The 17,055-nt window shown below is 59.2% G+C and carries 14 protein-coding genes; 7 read left to right on the top strand and 7 right to left on the bottom strand.

Annotated features, from left to right (window positions below):
* Positions 1-12 precede the first annotated feature (12 nt).
* Positions 13-1,443 carry an MFS transporter gene (locus AAIH70_RS15055; protein WP_132274056.1) on the top strand — a complete coding sequence of 477 codons (1,431 nt, stop codon included), beginning with the start codon at positions 13-15 and terminating at the stop codon, positions 1,441-1,443.
* A 14-nt stretch (positions 1,444-1,457) separates the two neighbouring features.
* Here AAIH70_RS15055 and AAIH70_RS15050 read toward each other — a convergent pair whose 3' ends face one another.
* From AAIH70_RS15050 to AAIH70_RS15025, 6 genes are all read right to left on the bottom strand, one after another.
* A complete protein-coding gene (locus AAIH70_RS15050) occupies positions 1,458-2,291 on the bottom strand; it encodes a GNAT family N-acetyltransferase (protein ID WP_132274053.1) in 834 nt (277 codons plus the stop codon).
* Entirely contained in the window at positions 2,288-3,034 is a 747-nt protein-coding gene (locus AAIH70_RS15045; protein WP_132274050.1) for an aspartate/glutamate racemase family protein, read from the bottom strand. Before AAIH70_RS15045 ends, AAIH70_RS15050 begins: the two co-directional genes overlap by 4 nt.
* 9 nt (positions 3,035-3,043) lie before the next feature.
* Entirely contained in the window at positions 3,044-3,862 is an 819-nt protein-coding gene (locus AAIH70_RS15040) for an ABC transporter permease (RefSeq protein ID WP_132274047.1), read from the bottom strand.
* Position 3,863: 1 nt separating this feature from the next.
* Positions 3,864-4,775: an ABC transporter permease gene (locus AAIH70_RS15035; RefSeq protein WP_132274044.1), complete on the bottom strand. Its 912-nt coding sequence runs from the start codon at positions 4,773-4,775 to the stop codon at positions 3,864-3,866.
* 191 nt (positions 4,776-4,966) lie between these two features.
* On the bottom strand, positions 4,967-6,256 hold the full coding sequence (locus AAIH70_RS15030) for an ABC transporter substrate-binding protein (protein ID WP_132274042.1): 1,290 nt from the start codon (positions 6,254-6,256) through the stop codon (positions 4,967-4,969).
* A 33-nt stretch (positions 6,257-6,289) separates the two neighbouring features.
* A complete protein-coding gene (locus tag AAIH70_RS15025) occupies positions 6,290-7,381 on the bottom strand; it encodes an ABC transporter ATP-binding protein (RefSeq protein WP_132274039.1) in 1,092 nt (363 codons plus the stop codon).
* A 236-nt stretch (positions 7,382-7,617) separates the two neighbouring features.
* On the opposite strand from AAIH70_RS15025, the gene AAIH70_RS15020 reads away from it, so the two are divergent.
* Positions 7,618-8,334 carry a GntR family transcriptional regulator gene (locus AAIH70_RS15020; RefSeq protein ID WP_132274036.1) on the top strand — a complete coding sequence of 239 codons (717 nt, stop codon included), beginning with the start codon at positions 7,618-7,620 and terminating at the stop codon, positions 8,332-8,334.
* A 60-nt stretch (positions 8,335-8,394) separates the two neighbouring features.
* Here the strand turns inward: AAIH70_RS15020 and AAIH70_RS15015 are convergent, their stop codons facing one another.
* Positions 8,395-9,960: an IclR family transcriptional regulator gene (locus tag AAIH70_RS15015; protein ID WP_132274033.1), complete on the bottom strand. Its 1,566-nt coding sequence runs from the start codon at positions 9,958-9,960 to the stop codon at positions 8,395-8,397.
* A gap of 390 nt (positions 9,961-10,350) precedes the next feature.
* Between AAIH70_RS15015 and AAIH70_RS15010 the strand changes: the two genes are divergently transcribed.
* The 5 genes from AAIH70_RS15010 to AAIH70_RS14990 all read left to right on the top strand — a co-directional run bounded on the left by AAIH70_RS15010 (position 10,351) and on the right by AAIH70_RS14990 (position 17,054).
* Positions 10,351-11,961, top strand: coding sequence for an ABC transporter substrate-binding protein (locus AAIH70_RS15010; protein ID WP_132274030.1), 1,611 nt, complete (start codon positions 10,351-10,353; stop codon positions 11,959-11,961).
* A gap of 75 nt (positions 11,962-12,036) precedes the next feature.
* Entirely contained in the window at positions 12,037-12,978 is a 942-nt protein-coding gene (locus AAIH70_RS15005) for an ABC transporter permease (protein WP_132274027.1), read from the top strand.
* On the top strand, positions 12,978-13,865 hold the full coding sequence (locus tag AAIH70_RS15000; RefSeq protein WP_132274025.1) for an ABC transporter permease: 888 nt from the start codon (positions 12,978-12,980) through the stop codon (positions 13,863-13,865). Before AAIH70_RS15005 ends, AAIH70_RS15000 begins: the two co-directional genes overlap by 1 nt.
* Positions 13,862-15,532, top strand: a complete 1,671-nt coding sequence (locus AAIH70_RS14995) for an ABC transporter ATP-binding protein (protein WP_132274022.1) — start codon at positions 13,862-13,864, stop codon at positions 15,530-15,532. Before AAIH70_RS15000 ends, AAIH70_RS14995 begins: the two co-directional genes overlap by 4 nt.
* 19 nt (positions 15,533-15,551) lie before the next feature.
* Entirely contained in the window at positions 15,552-17,054 is a 1,503-nt protein-coding gene (locus tag AAIH70_RS14990) for a M81 family metallopeptidase (protein ID WP_132274019.1), read from the top strand.
* The last annotated feature ends 1 nt before the right edge of the window (position 17,055 follow it).

Genomic DNA, 17,055 nt, shown 5'->3' with positions numbered 1-17,055 from the left:
GCGTTCTCCCTGATGTCAGATCAGCCTTATTCGTCGTTAGACGTTGACCGTCCCGTAGCGAATTTCCGCGTCATTGCCATGATCGTCGCCAGTGCGATGCTGATGGAAAACATCGATGCAACGGTTCTCGCGACGGCGCTTCCGACCATGGCACGGGATTTTGGCGTCGATGCGCCGGCAATGTCGATCGCGTTGACATCCTACCTTCTCAGTCTTGCGATCTTCATTCCGGCAAGCGGCAGGATTGCCGACCGTTACGGATCTCGAACCGTTTTCCGTACCGCCATTTTTGTCTTCATCGTCGGATCGATCTGCTGTGCGCTGGCGCCAAGCCTGCCGACGCTGGTTCTGGCGCGTCTGCTGCAGGGCGCCGGCGGGGCGATGATGATGCCGGTCGGCCGCCTTGTCCTGATGCGCAGTGTGGCGCGCAAGGATATGGTGAGTGCGATTTCCTGGCTTCTCATTCCGGCATTGGTCGGGCCGATTCTCGGGCCACCTATCGGCGGCCTGATCGTCACCTATCTCGACTGGCGCTGGATCTTTTACATCAACGTGCCGATCGGCATCGTCGGAATGATTGTCGTTTCGCTCTACATTCAGGAGTTCAAGGGAGAAACGATCACCCGGTTCGACTGGGTCGGGTTCCTGATCTCAGGCGTCTCGTTGGGCGCACTTCTGTTTGGCTTCGAGCTTGGTAGTCATGAAGGTGAGGGATGGCTGGCTATCGGGCTGATCGCGACCGGCTGTGTTTTCGGCATGGCCTATCTGCGCCATGCCAGCAGGCATCCGGCACCGATCATGGATTTTTCGCTGATGAAAGTGCCGAGTTTCGGCACCTCCGTCATCGCCGGATCGCTGACCCGGATCACACAAGGGGCGCAGCCCTTTCTGCTGCCCTTGTTGTTTCAGCTCGGTTTTGGTTATTCAGCGGCCGCAGCGGGCCAGATGGTCATTGCCACCGCGATCGGCTCACTTTTGATGAAGCCGTTCGCGAAACCGGTTTACCGCTATATGGGTTTTCGCATCAGTCTGGCGGTCAACGGTGTTCTGGGCACGATCGGTTATGGCATCTGTGCCATGTTCGGGCCGGATTGGCCTGTCTGGCTGATGTTCCTGGTCATGACATTGGGGGCATTTTTCATGTCGTTCCAGTTCACGGCCTACAACACCATTGCTTATGACGAGATACCGCCGGAGCGGATGAGTTCGGCCACCAGCTTCTACACGACAATTCAGCAGCTGATGTTGTCTCTGGGTATCTGCATCGGTGCCCTTGCGCTGCGCGGCTCGATGGCGGCTGGTGGAAATTCCCAGCCGGGGCTCGCGGATTTTTCGACGGCATTCATTGTCGTGACGCTCATTTCGATTACCGCCACGATCTGGAATCTTCGCTTCCACCCGAATGCCGGCGCCGAGATCAGCGGGCATGTTGCCCGACGTTGAAGTGTAAAAGCAAACTAGCCGAGTTCCAGCGTGGTGATGCCGAATACGCCTCGGTCGTCCAGCACTGGCGGGGCACCACGATACATGCGCGATGTCACAAAGCCTCTGGTGAAGGCGTGATTTTTCAGAAAACCGGCGAATGTCTGCTGTGCGCCGGGAACGTCTATATGCAGCATTTCATCGCCCGCCTGCGCGGAGCAGACGACCAATAGGCTTTCGGCATCGGCCGAATTCTCGGCGAAAAGCGGCCCGATTTTAAAACCTTCCTGACATCTGCGCAACACCGCAAAACCATTGATCGCGCCATTGCGCAGTATGGCGAAGGTTATTCTCGGCGGTTTCAGCCATTCGGCCAGAAATGTCTGCCGGCCGGCGGGGAAGAAGCGACGGTCGTAAGCGACAATGGGCGGGAGCAGATCTTCGCCAACCCGAACAACGTCCTCGGAATGAGCACCCTGAACGCGTCCGCTCCAGCGAAATGTTTCATAGGCGGGTAAGAAACCCATGGTTCGATAGTTGGATTGTTGTTGCGGCACGCCATCCAGACCGATCGTTCGACCCGCCAGATGCGCCATGCCTGCATCCCAGACGCGCCGGCCAAAACCTTTTCCGCGAAAATCCGGGTGCGTAATATACAGCCCGATGAACCCGAAATCGCTGTCATACCGCACGGCGGAAACCCCGGCGACCATTTCATCGGCTATGAAACAGCCCAGAAAACCCTCGGGGTCCGCGGCGAGGAAGGCCGGTGCGTCTGCGAGACCGGGGTTCCAGCCCTCATCTGCGGCCCATTCGAGCAGTTTTCCCACTTCCTGAGCATCAAGCGGGCGGATCATCGGTGTCGTCATGCCTCCGTTAGCCTTCCGGGTTCGAAAGCTTCCATCAGCCCTTGATAAGGTTTTGAGATCGGCGTGGCATATGCGCCTCGTTTGGCGGTTGTCAGCCCCATCGTCACGAGGGATTCCGCCTGCTTGACCGCTGCGGCAACGCCATCCACCACCGGTACGCCGAATTCTGCTCTCAACTCTGCCGTCAAATCCGCCATGCCGGCGCAGCCGAGCACGATTGCCTCCGCCCGGTCCTCTTTCAGGGCAAGCGCAATTTCGCTGCGCAGCCGCTCCCGGGCATTCGAGTTCGGGTCTTCGAGCGAAAGGACAGGAATATCGGCGGCCCTGACCTTGCAGCGCGACGACATGCCGTAACGATGCACCAGATGTTCGAGCGGCAACCGTGAACGCTCCATCGTTGTCACCACAGTGAATTTTTGCGCAATGAACGCGGTGGCAGACACTGCCGCTTCGCAGATGCCGATCACCGGCACATTTGCCAGCGCCCGTGCGGCGTCGAGCCCGGTATCATCAAAACAGGCAATCACGACGGCGTCGATGCCGGTCTTCTCGCCCTCGGCGATCGCCTTCAGGAGGCCTGGAATGGCAAAGACCTCATCGTAATACCCTTCGATGGAGACGGGGCCCATGGACGATGTGACCGCAACGATCTCGGTGCCGGCAGCGGCGACGCGGCGCGCCGAGTCGGCAATCGTTGCCGTCATGCTGGCGGTGGTGTTGGGATTGATGACGAGGATGCGCATGGTCTGGCTTTACGATTTCAGGCGGCGGCGGTTGAGGTGGACGATCAGCCCCAGCGTGCCGGCGATCACGAGGAAGGAAAAGACGGTCGTTACCGTGCCGAGCGCATAGAGCACCGGCGTCGTCACATTGGTGGTCATGCCGTAGATTTCGAGCGGCAGCGTATTGAACGAGCCGGATGTCATCAGTGTGCGGGCGAATTCGTCATAGGATAGCGTGAAGCCGAACAGGCCGACGCCGATCAGGCTCGGCGCGATCATCGGCAGCACGACATTGGAAAACGTCTGCCACGACGAGGCGCCAAGGTCGCGCGCCGCTTCCTCGTAAGCCGGAGAGAAGCGGTTGAACACGGCAAACATGATCAGCACGCCGAAAGGCAGGGTCCATGTCAGATGCGCGCCGAAACCGGAGGAATACCAGGCGGGTTGCAGGCCAAGCTGGTTGAACAGCACACCGATGCCCAAGGACACGATGATCGACGGCACGACGAGGCTGGCGACCGCTAGATAGAAAAGTGCTGTTGCGCCGATAAAGCCGCGGCGGAAGGCAAGCCCCGCCAGCAGAGAGACGGCGACGGTCACCAGCATGACCATGATGCCGAGCATGGCGGATCGCCTGAACGAGCCGCCGAAGTCGCCCACTGCCTGCGTTTCGAACAGATTGGCGAACCAGCGCAAGGACACGCCATTGAGCGGGAAGGTGAGGCCGCCATTCGGTCCCTGGAAGGAAAGGATCAGCACTGCCGAAAGCGGCCCGTAAAGGAACAGCACGAAGACGGCGAAGAAGATCGCGAGAAGATAGAATTCGCGGGAGCGGGGTTCGCGGTGCATCTCAAAGCTCCTTGCGGATATCGACGACGCGCAGGATGCCCGCCACCATCGTGAGGACCAGTGCCAGCAGCACCACGGCGTTTGCGGCTGCGGCCGGATATTGCAACAGCGACATCTGGTTCTTCATCATCAGCGCTACGGATGCACTCTGCCCGCCGGACATGACCTGCACCGTCGAAAAATCGGCCATGACCAGCGTCACGACAAAGATCGTGCCGATCGCCATGCCGGGTTTAGCGAGCGGAATGATGACATTGGTGAGGATCTGCCAGCTGGATGCGCCGGCATCCCGCGCCGCTTCCACCAGTGATTTGTCTATGCGCATCAGGGTGTTGAAGATCGGCGTTACCATGAACAGCGTGTAGAGATGCACCATGGCTAGCACGACCGCAAAATCCGAATAGAGCAGCCATTCTATCGGATTGGAAATCAGCCCGGAATTGACCAGCGCCGAATTGATCAGGCCGTTGCGCCCCAGTACCGGGATCCACGAGATCATGCGGATGATATTGGATGTCAGGAAGGGCACGGTGCAGACGAGAAACAGCACCATCTGCATCGATGTCGTGCGGATATGGAAGGCCAGAAAATAGGCGACCCAGAAGCCGATGACGAGCGTGATCGCCCAGACCAGCACGGCGAATTTCAGCGTGTTGAGATAGGTTTTCCAGGTCACCCATGAACCCAGGGTTTCCTCGTAGTTCATCGTCAGGAAATCCGGATACATCTGGGCAAAATCATAGTCCCAGAAGCTGACGACCGTGATCATGAGGATCGGCAGGAGCAGGAAAAAGCCGAGGATCAGGGTGAGCGGAATGGCCTGCAGATAGGAGATGACGGCAAGCGGCAGGCGAAAGCCGCTGTTTCGCACACGTCCGACTTTTCCGGTTTCTGATGATGTGATCGTGGCCATTGCATCGTCTCCCGTGAGCATCTGAACCTTTCCTCGCGGGAAGGCTTCGCTTTTGGTCCCTCTGGCCTGCCGGCCATCTCCCCCACAAGGGGGGAGAAAATCCGCGGCATTCGCTTTGCCTCAAGTGAGGTTCGGCGGTCAGGCAGGGTTAAGCCCTCCCCCTTGTGGGGAGGGTGGGGAGGGGTTTTCCCTTAAGCCGCGATGAACTCGTTCCAGCGGCGAACCATGTAGCGGTCTTCGTCCATCACCGAGTTCCAGCATGCGACATGGCCCATGCGCTCCTCGAAGGAGCCGCCATCACGGATAGCGCCGGCCTTTTCCATGACCTTGCCATCCGGCGCGACGATGTCGCCGGCCGCAGCCTTGCCTTCGATCCAGTAGCCCCATTCGTCGGCCGACATGTGTTCCTTGGCGGTTTCCATGCAGGCGGAATAATAGCCCTGGCGGTTGAGATAGGCGCCGACCCAGCCCGACGTGTACCAGTTGATATATTCATAGGCGGCATCGAGCTGTGCACCGGTCAGGTGGGCTGCAAGACCGAGACCACCGCCCCACGAGCGATAACCTTCCTTGAGCGGCTGGTATTTGCAGGCGATGCCCTTGGAACGGACGGCGGCGACGGCCGGCGACCACATCGACTGGATGATGACTTCGCCGGACGACATCAGGTTGACCGACTCGTCGAACGACTTCCAGAACGCACGGAACTGGCCGTCCTGCTTGGCCTTGATCAGGAAGTCGATCGTCTTGTCGATCTCTTCCTTGGTCATGTTACCCTTGTCGGCATATTTGATGTTGCCGAGCGCTTCCATGATCATCGCGGCATCCATGATGCCGATCGACGGGATGTTGAGGATCGAGGTCTTGCCCTTGAATTTCGGGTCCATGATATCGGCCCAGGTGGTGATCTCGCGGCCGACGAGATCCGGACGAATGCCGAGCGTATCGGCATTGTAGATCGTCGGCATCATCGTGAACCACTGGGTCTCTTCCTTGGCGAACGTCTTGTCGCCCGGCTTGCCGACGAAGCCGACCGTGTGCGGCGCGGTGCCCTGCGCGATCACGCTGTCCGGCTTCAGCTTGCCGTTCTTGAACAACGGCACGACCTTGTCGTAATATTTCAGCTTCTTCACATCCATCGGCTGGATGACATTGGCCGCATAGACCTTCTTCAGGATCCAGTACTCGATATCGGCGATATCATAGGATTTCGGCTGGGTGACGGCGCGCTGTGCGGCGGCATCTGAATCCGTTGCGGTCATTTCCAGCGTGATGCCGAGGTCGGCCTTGCACTTTTCGGCGATCGCATTGAGGTTCGACACGCCGGTGCCGAACTGGCGCAACGTGATCGGGTTCTGTGCCCAGATGGTCGGGAAGCCGGTGATGGCGCCCGAGCCGGCGGCAAGACCCGCCGCAGCCGACGCGGTTTTCAGCAACGAGCGGCGCGAAATGCCTTTGGCTGTCTTCTTGGTCTCGGTCATGTCAGTTCTCCTCTTGAGGTTTATTGTTGTCTTTCAGTGCTTCAGCCGGCCCAGCACGAGCGCATCCTCACGCTCCCAGGTCAGCGGAATGGCGTCGCCAACCTTCACCGGGCTGGCGAAATAGTCCTTGTCGCTGAGGATGGCGGTGAAATCCTCCACACCGGCGCCGTTGACGGTAAGCTTCACCGAAGCGCCGCGATATTCGACATTGGACACCGAGCCGGTGAAACCCAGCCCTTTTTCCGAGGACGGGCCAACGCGCACGCGGTCCGTGCGGATTGCGATATCCGCCATCTCGCTCAGGCCCGCGCTACCCTGGCCCGTGGCCAGAAAATCGCCGCCGGCCGGCACCGAGATCATCAGGTCATCGCTGGTGCTGGTGGTGACGCGGCCCGAGATTACGTTGTGATCGCCCATGAACTTTGCGACGAAGGCCGTTGCCGGGCGTTCGAACACGGTGCGCGGATGGGCGGCCTGTTCGATGCGCCCGTCATTCATGATGACGATGATATCAGCCAGCGCCATTGCTTCTTCCTGGCTGTGCGTCACATGCACGAAAGTGATGCCGAGCGAGGTCTGCAGCTTTTTGAGTTCCGCACGCATGCGGATCTTCAGGAACGGATCGAGCGCCGAAAGCGGCTCATCGAGCAACAGCGCTTCCGGATCGGTGATCAATGCGCGGGCCAGCGCCACACGCTGCTGCTGGCCGCCGGAAAGCTGGGCCGGACGACGCGTCGCATAGGCTTCGAGCTGCATCAGTCGCAGCATCTCCATCGCCTTGCTGCGGCGCTCTTCCTTCGGCACGCCCTTCATCTTCAGCGAGAAGGCGACATTGTCGATCAGGTCGAGATGCGGGAACAGCGCGTAGGACTGGAACATCATGGCCGTGCCGCGTCTTGCCGGGGATAAGTCGGTGACGACGGTGTTGCCGAGCCGGATATCGCCGGTCGAGATCGTCTCGTGGCCGGCGATCATCCGCAGCGTCGAGGTCTTGCCGCAACCGGATGGGCCGAGCAGGCAGCAATAGGTTCCGGCCGGTATCTTCAAACTGATCTCATGGACCGCCGTGGTGGCGCCATAGATCTTGGAGACGGATACGATGTCTATTTCGGCGGCTTTGCTCATAGGCATTCTCCTGCGACAATTTATCCATGCAGGGGCCGTGCCAGTTCGTTTTACCGCTGAAACGAAAGGGAGTTTTCGAAGATGAGCAGGGTCAGTCGCCGAGCATGAGCAAATTTGCGGCGATGGTTTTCGATCTTGTGGTCAAATTGTATGCAATGTCGAGGTGGGATTGCGAAACATCACACTATGCAGGCAAGGGGAGGCGGGTTAGAAGAGGCCATGCCGGATAAACGCCTATGACCCTGCTCGAGAACACTGCAATCTCTGCCGATGCCGGTATGGAGGATCGCTCCCTGGCTATCCGCGAGGCTTTGCGCAACGCCATCATCGACCGGCGGCTTGCGCCCGGCACAAAACTGTCGGAAGCGGAAGTCGGCTCGCTGTTCGATGTAAGCCGTACCGTGGCCCGTGCCGCGCTGCAGATGCTCACCTTCGAAGGGCTGGTTAAGACCGAGCGCAACCGCGGCGCCTTCGTTTCCAATCCTTCACCGGAAGAAGCGCGTCAGATCTTTGCATCCCGCAGGCTCATAGAGCCGGGGATTGTCGCGGCGGCGATCGAACGGATCACGCCTGCCGATATCGCCAGGTTCCGCGCGCAACTGGATGAGGAAGCGCGCCATATGAATGAGCGCGGCCCGACAGCGCGTCGCGCTGAAATCAAGGCGTCCGGCGATTTTCATCTGATGCTGGCATCTGCAGCGGGAAACGTCATCCTCGAAAAATTCATGGATGAACTGGTGGCGCGGTCATCGCTGGTCATTGCTCTTTATGGACGTTCCGGCGCTTCCAGCTGTGGTCATTCGGAACATACGGCGGTGCTCGATGCCCTGGAAAAAGGTGATGCCGATCGTGCCGCTGCCTTGATGGTGCACCACATCGACCACATCGAGGCGGATCTCGACCTGCAGCATCGGGAAGGTCGCGGCCTCAGGGATGCATTGACCTTAGTCTGAAATCTGTCCCCGCCTCCCAGGCGGTGCATGGCATCCGGATCGGTAATCGCCGGATATCCCTCAATACATCAGGCCACTTCTGCTGTGGGACAGCAATGAGGGAACCACGTCCTTCTCCAGCCTGTCTATCGTCCACGTCCGCGCTGGCGCCGATACGACGATTGCGCCAAGTGGGCGCCCGTCAGGCCCACGGACAGCGGCTGCAACATTCAGCTCGTCACGCACGGACTGTCGATCGGTAAATGCAATACCTCTGGCACTGGCGCTTCGGATATCCGCGAAAATGGCGTCCTTGTCGGTTACCGTGTGTGCCGTGAAGGCCTCGATAGTGCTGTTTGCCAGAATGCCGCGGGTTTCCTCTTCCGGCAGCCATGACAACATTGCCCTTCCCCCCGAAGATGATGCCGCAAGGAAACGTCGGCCGGGATACACTGTTCGATAGTCGGGATCCGGTCTGCTTTGTACGTGAAGAAGGTGCACGATCTCGGTGCCGTCGAGGATGCAGAACGAACATCTCAACCCGCATTCCTCGCGGAACCGGATCAACCTTGGCCAGACGGAACGAACAAGATCATTTGTCATCTGAAATCGATTGAGAAGATCGAGTGACCGGATCGCGATATGGTATGCGCGCTTGGGCTCGTATTTCGCAAGGTAGCCGAGTTCGATCAGCGTATCGGTGATCCTCTGCACCGTTGGCACAGGGAAGCCCGTTCGCCTGGAAAGCTCCGTCAGTGTCAGCAGAGGCGTGTCGGGATAGAAAAACTGCAGGAGATGAATGCTCTTGCTGACTGCGGCGATCTCCAGCGGGTCGTCTTCGATCTCCAGCGGCCGTATGACCCGCGAACCGGGATCGATCGTCGTTGGCCGGGTGATCGGGGCAATGCGTGTCGCGTTGATGTTACCGATCGCGTCGCGCAGCAGAGTGGCTGTCTCCTGTGCTGCGGTTTCATCCCGAAGACCGGAGAGCGTCAGTGCGCCGATCGGCTCGCCGTTCGCACCACAAAACGAAGCTGCGATCGTATTTCCGTTGCTGCTTCCACCTTCGGGATCGAAGGCATAACCGGCCTTCCGTTCTGCGGCGAGCTTGCTCAGAAAATGCGGATAATCTTCCCCCGTCGCTGACGTGACGAACGGCAGGGTCTGTTTGAGTTGCTCATCCGTCAATGCCGACAGCAGGGCGCGACCGGGTGCTGAGCCTGCAAGGCCGATGCGGCTTCCCACGGGGGCGAGTGCAAGCGATGATGCCGGGGAGGGAATTCGCGCCAGTGTGATCATGTCATTGCCATCGCGGAGCCAAAGATCGCAGCTCAGTGCCGTTCGCGCATTGAGTTCCACCGCAAATGGCAAGACCAGCTCGAGGAGTTGGTTCGATGACAGGTAGACGAATGCCGGATCCACGGCGCGGTGGGTCAGCGACAGCAGCGTTCCGGAAGTATCCCGGCGCAGCCACCCGCTTTTCAACAGTGTGTGAACGAGCCTCTGGGCGCTGGACCGCGTCATCTCCGCGCGCGATGCTATATCCGTGATCCGCAGCTCGGGTGTCTCCGGGCCAAACAGCGAAAGCACCGTAAAGGCCTTGCCGATGGAGGCAATCCGCGCACGGTGATCTGTAGTTTCGGACATCCGTTCCTCAAAAAAATGCTGCGTTGCGACGAAAAATTTTGACAAGCATTTCGCGGTCTTTATAATCGCATATCAAGAATAGCAATCGCATTGCGGTAATAATCATAAGGGGACGCCGTGAAGCACTATTTTGGTAATCGCCGTCGGTAGACGGTGCTGGGGCGAGTGCGCCTGGAATCCAGTTGTCGATTCCTGGGCGCGCTGACTTGATCGCACACATCGACGTTCATCCGGGTCGGGGCTTTCGGGCTTCCGTCAATGCCGCTCGATGTCCGGTCTTTGGGCGAAAATCCATCTGTTCATTTAACGAATTACGCCCGCAAGCGTCGATGCGGGCGGTGATCCTGCATGCCCATTTCAAGTTCAATCAAAAATAAGGGAACAGCTGAAATGCAGACGACCAAGACCACGAAACCCTCTCTGCTTAAAGGTGTGCTGGCCGCCGCCTTTCTTACGTTTTCGACAGGTGTCTGCGGCTTCGCTTCCGCTGTTTCTGCCGAAACACTGGTTGTGGTGCCGCATTCGGGCCTTCGAATTCTCGATCCGATCATCACGACGGCGCATATCGTGCGCAATCACGGCTACATGATCTATGACACGCTTCTGGCATTTGATGCGGACTTCAAGGTGCAGCCGCAGATGGCAAGCTACACCGTTTCCGACGATGGCTTGACCTACACATTTACCCTTCGCGACGGATTGAAATGGCATGACGGCACCCCCGTCACCGCCGAGGATTGCATCGCTTCGGTTCAGCGTTGGGGCAAACGCGACACGTCCGGACAGGTGCTTTTCGACAAGCTCGAAAGCCTGACGGCAAACGGCGAAAAAGAGTTTACCTTCAAGCTGAAGGAAACCTTCGCCTATTTGCCGGAGACGCTGGCAAAACCATCCTCGGTCGTGCCTTTCATGATGCCAAAGCGCATTGCTGCGACCCCGGCCGATACCGCCATCACTGAATTCATCGGCTCCGGCCCCTTCAAGTTCGTAACGGAAGAATATCAGCCGGGCGTCAAATCCGTTTACGAGAAATTTGCCGACTACGTTCCCCGTTCGGAGGCGCCGAGCTGGCTGGCTGGCGGTAAGGTCGTCAAGGTCGATCGTGTCGAATGGACCGCCATGCCGGATCCGCAAACGGCGATGAATGCCATCCAGTCGGGCGAAATCGACTATCTGGAAGCGCCGCCGATCGATCTCCTGCCGCTGGTGGAAGGCAATGACGAACTGACCGTCAGAAAACTGAGCCCGCTTGGTGGACAGACCATGGGCCGCATGAATTTCCTCTATCCGCCCTTCGACAACAAGAAGATCCGCCAGGCGGCGCTGAAGGCGATGAACCAGAAGGACGTTCTCGACGCCTTTATTGGCAATCCGGCTTATTACACGATCTGCGGCTCGCTTTTCGGTTGTGGCACGCCATTCGAATCCACAGCAGGTTCCGAGACGCTGACCGGTTCGGGGGATGTGGAAGGCGCCAAAGCCTTGTTGAAGGAGGCCGGTTACGATGGCACGCCGGTCGTCATTCTTCAGCCGACCGACGTGACGACGACAAAGGCGCAGCCGGTGGTCGCCGCCAATGCCTTGCGCGCCGCAGGCTTCAATGTCGAGCTTCAGCCGATGGATTGGCAGACCGTGGTGACCCGCCGTGCCTCGCAGAAGCCTGTGGCCGAGGGCGGCTGGAACATGTTCTTCACCAACTGGATCGTGCCGGAGATCATGACGCCGCTCAACAATCCGATGCTCAACGGGCGCGGCAAGAATGGCTTCTTCGGCTGGCCGACCGACCCGAAACTGGAAGAGCTGCGCGCCAAATATCTGGCAGCCAAGACACCGGATGAGCAGAAGGCCGCCGCCGGTGAGCTGCAGGCGCACGCCCTGGACGAGGTGAGCTACATTCCTCTTGGTCAGTACAACGTGCCATCGGTTTGGCGCAACGTGGTGACCGGTCTCCTTGATGCACCCGTGCCGGTCTTCTGGAATATCGAGAAAACCGAGGAATAACGCACAGACGGGTCGGCGGCACCAAGCCCGGTGCGGCCGACCCAATCCCTGACGCAAACCGACGTGAGGATGCTCATGCTGGCCTATACTTTCCGGCGGATACTGGCGGCTGTGCCCGTACTCGTCACTGTTGCCGTTTTCGTGTTTCTCCTGCTGCGCCTGACACCCGGCGATCCCGCCGCCATCATCGCCGGGGACATGGCCACCCCGGATCAATTGGAGCGCATCCGCGCATCGCTCGGCCTCGACAAGCCGATCATTGTCCAGTTCTTCTCGTGGTTCTGGCTGCTTGTTCAGGGTGATCTCGGGACCTCGCTGATATCCAATACACCGGTCGCCAAGATGATCGGTCAGCATATAGAGCCGACGATCAGCCTTGCGCTACTGACCATCGTTCTGTCGGTGGCCATCGCGGTTCCGCTCGGTGTCATCGCCGCGTGGCGGCACGGCACATGGGTCGATTACACCGTCATGACGATCTCGGTCGTCGGTTTTTCGGTGCCCGTCTTCGTCGTCGGTTACATTCTCATCCAGATTTTCGCGATCGACCTCAAATGGTTTCCGGTGCAGGGATTTCGCAGCATCACGCGAGGGATCGGGCCGTTTCTGGAACGCGCGGTTCTTCCTGCCGTGACACTCGCGTCGATCTACATCGCGCTCATCGCGAGAATGACCCGAGCCGCCGTTCTTGAAGTGCTGGGAGAAGATTACGTGCGGACAGCGCGGGCGAAGGGGCTGCGGGAAAAAACCGTTCTGTTTCGCCACGCACTGCGCAACGCCGCCGTTCCCGTCCTGACGATTATCGGCACCGGTTTCGCGCTTCTGATCACCGGCGTCGTCGTCACCGAAAGCATATTCAACATTCCCGGCATCGGCCGACTGACCGTCGATGCGATCCTGGCGCGTGATTACCCCGTCATTCAGGGCATGATCCTGCTGACCAGCGGCATCTATGTGCTGGTCAACCTGCTTATCGACCTTTCCTATTCATTCTTCGACCCAAGGATCCGGTACTGATGGCTCAGTCTACATTCTTTGGCGCCGCGATGCGTCTGCCCATGTTCCGGTCGAAAGGTCGGCACCGCAGATCTTTTCTTGTCCCCGGCCTGGCGCTTGCCATTCTGGTTATTGCCGTCATCGTTGCACTTCTTGCGCCATGGCTGAGTTCGCATGATCCGCTGGCCATGACGCCATCGTCACGGCTGAAACCCTCGAGTGATGCCTATCTGCTTGGTACGGACGCTTACGGTCGCGACCTCTACTCGCGGGTTCTCTATGGTGCGCGGATTTCGCTGTTCATCGGCGTCGGCTCCACCGTTATTTCCGTCGGCATCGGATTGGCAATCGGCCTCGTTTCCGGTTTTTTCCGTGTTCTCGACGCGATCGTGATGCGTATCATGGATGCGTTGATGGCGATCCCCAGTCTGCTGCTGGCCATCGCGGTCGTCTCGTTGACCGGTGCCAGTATCTGGACGGTGATGTTCGCGATCACCGTGCCGGAGGTTCCGCGCGTGGTTCGCCTCGTCCGGTCGGTGGTGCTGACGGCGCGTGAAGAACCCTATGTCGAGGCGGCGATCGCTGCCGGATCCAGTCTGCCTAAAATCCTGTGGCGGCATCTGATGCCAAACACGCTCGCGCCGTTGATCGTGCAGGGAACCTATGTCTGCGCCTCGGCCATCCTCACGGAGGCGATCCTGTCCTTCCTCGGCGCCGGTGTCTCCACCGAAACGCCGACCTGGGGAAACATCATGGCGGAGGGTCGCGCCTATTTCCAGATTGCCCCGCAGATGATCTTCTGGCCGGGTCTGGCGCTTTCGCTTTGCATCCTGTCCATCAATCTTCTGGGCGATACCGCGCGTGATCTTCTCGATCCCCGGATGAAAAAGAGAGAGGCCGCGAAATGACCAATCATTCATTCGATGCGAGCCATGCGGCAGCCGTTCTCGAGGTCAAAAATCTTGTCGTCGGCCTCACCGGTGACGAAGACACGGCTCCGGTCCTGAACGGCATTGCCATCACCATCCGTGCCGGAGAAACGGTCTGCCTTGTCGGCGAATCCGGTTCCGGCAAATCGGTGACGTCGCTGGCAACAATGGGATTGCTGCCGCGACAATCGCTTGATCCGAGAGCTGGTGAAATCCTGTTCGAAGGCGAGGATCTGCTGAAGGCGGATGCCAGCCGCATGCGTGCGCTTCGATCGAAAAGCATCGCGATGATTTTTCAGGAGCCGATGACCGCCCTCAACCCGGTGCTAACCGTCGGCCAGCAGATATGCGAAGTCCTGCAGGAGCACACCCGGCTTTCGGCGACAGAGCAGAAACAGGCTGTGCTGGAGATGATGCGCGAAGTGCATCTGCCGGATGTCGACCGCATTTTCGGTTCTTATCCACATCAGCTGTCGGGTGGCCAACGGCAGCGCATCATGATTGCCATGGCGCTGATCTTGAAGCCGAAACTGTTGATCGCCGACGAACCGACAACCGCGCTCGATGTCACCACCCAGAAGCAGATCCTCAAGCTGATCGACGAACTTCAGGAGAAACAGGGCACTGCCGTCCTGTTCATCACCCATGACATGGGAGTCGTGGCGGAGATCGCCGACACGGTTTATGTCATGAACCGCGGAGATGTCGTGGAAAGCGGCCCTATCGAGGCGATCCTGACCAATCCCCAAAAAGACTATACGCGCAAGCTTCTGTCGTCTGTGCCGAGCCTTGTCCCGAGAGCGCCCCGGCAACAGGGATCGACCGAGGTGGTTCTTTCCGCCTCGGAACTGGAAAAGGTCTATGGCAAGAAGGGATGGTTCGGCAAATTCGAGGCCGGCACCAGAGCCGCAACGGACGTGTCATTCACCCTGAAAAAAGGCCGTACCCTTGGCATTGTCGGGGAGTCCGGTTCCGGCAAGTCGACCGTGGCGCGCTGCGTCATGCGGCTCATCGACCCGACCTCCGGTTCAATTCGTGTGGGGGGCCAAGAGATCGCCGACTTTTCCCGACGGGCGATCCAGCCCCACCGCCAGCATATCCAGATGGTCTTTCAGGACCCCTACCGATCCCTCAATCCACGCATCACCGTTGGCGACAGCATTGCCGAGGGGCCGATGAACTATGGTGTGTCGAAGGCCGAAGCATTCAGGCGGGCAAGGGAATTGCTACAGATCGTTGGTCTGCCGGATGATGCCGTCAATCGCTATCCGCATCAGTTTTCCGGCGGGCAAAGGCAGCGTATCGCGATTGCGCGGGCGGTGGCCATGAACCCGAAAGTGCTGGTTGCCGATGAGGCTGTCTCGGCACTGGACGTTTCCGTTCAGGCCCAGGTCCTCGATCTTCTGTCCGATATGCAGGAAAAATTCGGGATCGCAATTCTGTTCATCACACATGACCTGCGCGTCGCGGCGCAGATATGCGACGATGTCATCGTCATGCAAAAGGGGCGGATCGTCGAATATGCAACGGGCCATGAAGTGCTGAGCAATCCTTCGCACGCCTACACACGCCAGCTTATCGACGCCGCTCCGGGCCGACATTGGGATTTCGCCAATTTCCGGCCGCTTGAGCCGACAGCCGCATGATATCGGGGGAATTGCCTACATGACATCGCCACGCGTTGCTTTCGCCGGTTTCATCCATGAGACAAATACGTTCGCACCGACCAAGGCCGACTATGCGACCTTTGTCGGAGGCTCCGGTCATCGGCCAATGTCCCGAGGGCAGGAGATTATCGCCGCTGTCGAGGGAGCGAATACGGGCACGGAAGGTGCGCTGAACCATGCGCGCATGGCTGGCTGGGAGATCGTGCCGATCCTGCGTGCCAGCGCAGTCCCCTCAGCCCATGTCACGCAGGATGCCTTCGAACGTATCTCCAGCGAAATCGTCGATAGCATCGTGGCCAGCCTGCCGCTCGACGGCATCTTTCTCGATCTGCACGGGGCCATGGTCGCCGAACATGTGGATGACGGGGAGGGCGAACTTCTGGCGCGTATCCGGCAGGCGATCGGTTACGACATTCCCATTTCCGTTTGTCTCGACCTGCACGGAAACATCACCGAACAGTCGATGAAGGATGCCGACATGCTGGTCGGCTACCGCACCTATCCCCATGTCGATATGGCAGATACCGGCAGACGGGCTGCAGAATTGCTCGACAGGCTGATGAGCGGCGAGCGCTTTGCAAAAGCCTACCGTCAGATCGATTACCTCATTCCCATCTCCTGGCAATGCACCACGATGGAGCCGGCAAAATCGGTTTATTCGCTGGTGGAAGCACTGGAAAAGCTTGGGGACATGGCGTCGACTTCGTTCTTCTTCGGCTTTCCCGCCGCGGATATCGCGGCCTGTGGCGCGTCCGTTCTCGCCTATGGCAAAACACAATCGGCAGCAGATGCGGCAGCCGACGAGATCAAGGCTCTGGTCGATCTCAATGAACCCGCATTCGCCGGAAAGGTCTTTACCCCGGACGAGGGCGTGAGGGAGGCGATGCGGATCGCGGCTATGGCAAAGAAGCCCGTAGTGATTTCCGACACGCAGGACAATCCGGGCGCCGGCGGCGATTCCAACACGACAGGCATGCTGCGGGCGCTGATCGACAACGATGCCCAAAACGCGTCGCTCGGCCTGTTTTACGATCCCGCCGCAGCCCTTGCCGCACAGGCGGCCGGTGTTGGCGCAACCATTCGCCTGGCCTTGGGCGGACAGTCCGGCATTGCCGGGGATGAACCTTACGAGGCGGATTTCGTGGTCGAGGCCATTTCCGATGGCAATACCCGCGTCTCAGGCCCGTTTTACGGCAATGCGCCCATGCATCTGGGGCCTTCGGCCTGCCTGCGCATCGGCGGCGTGCGTGTCGCGGTGGCCTCGCAAAAGGTGCAAATGGCCGATCGGGGGCTTTTCCGTTATCTCGGTATTGAACCGGAGAAGGAAGCCATTCTCGTCAACAAGAGTTCCGTTCACTTCCGCGCAGATTTCGAACCGATCGCCGAGACCATTATTGTCTGCGCGGCACCCGGACCGATGGCCGTCAGCCCTGCGTCGCTGCCCTGGACGAAGTTGCGCCCTGGCATTCGCCTTGCACCACTTGGCAGCACATTTGCCTGAA

It is taken from the genome of Neorhizobium sp. BT27B (genome assembly GCF_050455485.1).
Classification (GTDB): Bacteria; Pseudomonadota; Alphaproteobacteria; order Rhizobiales; family Rhizobiaceae; genus Neorhizobium.
Note: the sequence above shows the minus strand (reverse complement) of the source record. Positions and strands in the feature narration are given on the sequence as shown.

What these genes read in the sequence shown, in the direction of transcription:
- AAIH70_RS15040 (WP_132274047.1), bottom strand. Translation starts at nt 3,862, where the DNA reads ATGCACCGCGAACCCCGCTCCCGCGAATTCTATCTTCTCGCGATCTTC.
- AAIH70_RS15000 (WP_132274025.1), top strand. Translation starts at nt 12,978, where the DNA reads ATGGCTCAGTCTACATTCTTTGGCGCCGCGATGCGTCTGCCCATGTTC.
- AAIH70_RS15035 (WP_132274044.1), bottom strand. Translation starts at nt 4,775, where the DNA reads ATGGCCACGATCACATCATCAGAAACCGGAAAAGTCGGACGTGTGCGA.
- AAIH70_RS15015 (WP_132274033.1), bottom strand. Translation starts at nt 9,960, where the DNA reads ATGTCCGAAACTACAGATCACCGTGCGCGGATTGCCTCCATCGGCAAG.
- AAIH70_RS15005 (WP_132274027.1), top strand. Translation starts at nt 12,037, where the DNA reads ATGCTGGCCTATACTTTCCGGCGGATACTGGCGGCTGTGCCCGTACTC.
- AAIH70_RS14995 (WP_132274022.1), top strand. Translation starts at nt 13,862, where the DNA reads ATGACCAATCATTCATTCGATGCGAGCCATGCGGCAGCCGTTCTCGAG.
- AAIH70_RS14990 (WP_132274019.1), top strand. Translation starts at nt 15,552, where the DNA reads ATGACATCGCCACGCGTTGCTTTCGCCGGTTTCATCCATGAGACAAAT.
- AAIH70_RS15020 (WP_132274036.1), top strand. Translation starts at nt 7,618, where the DNA reads ATGACCCTGCTCGAGAACACTGCAATCTCTGCCGATGCCGGTATGGAG.
- AAIH70_RS15050 (WP_132274053.1), bottom strand. Translation starts at nt 2,291, where the DNA reads ATGACGACACCGATGATCCGCCCGCTTGATGCTCAGGAAGTGGGAAAA.
- AAIH70_RS15010 (WP_132274030.1), top strand. Translation starts at nt 10,351, where the DNA reads ATGCAGACGACCAAGACCACGAAACCCTCTCTGCTTAAAGGTGTGCTG.
- AAIH70_RS15055 (WP_132274056.1), top strand. Translation starts at nt 13, where the DNA reads ATGTCAGATCAGCCTTATTCGTCGTTAGACGTTGACCGTCCCGTAGCG.
- AAIH70_RS15030 (WP_132274042.1), bottom strand. Translation starts at nt 6,256, where the DNA reads ATGACCGAGACCAAGAAGACAGCCAAAGGCATTTCGCGCCGCTCGTTG.
- AAIH70_RS15045 (WP_132274050.1), bottom strand. Translation starts at nt 3,034, where the DNA reads ATGCGCATCCTCGTCATCAATCCCAACACCACCGCCAGCATGACGGCA.
- AAIH70_RS15025 (WP_132274039.1), bottom strand. Translation starts at nt 7,381, where the DNA reads ATGAGCAAAGCCGCCGAAATAGACATCGTATCCGTCTCCAAGATCTAT.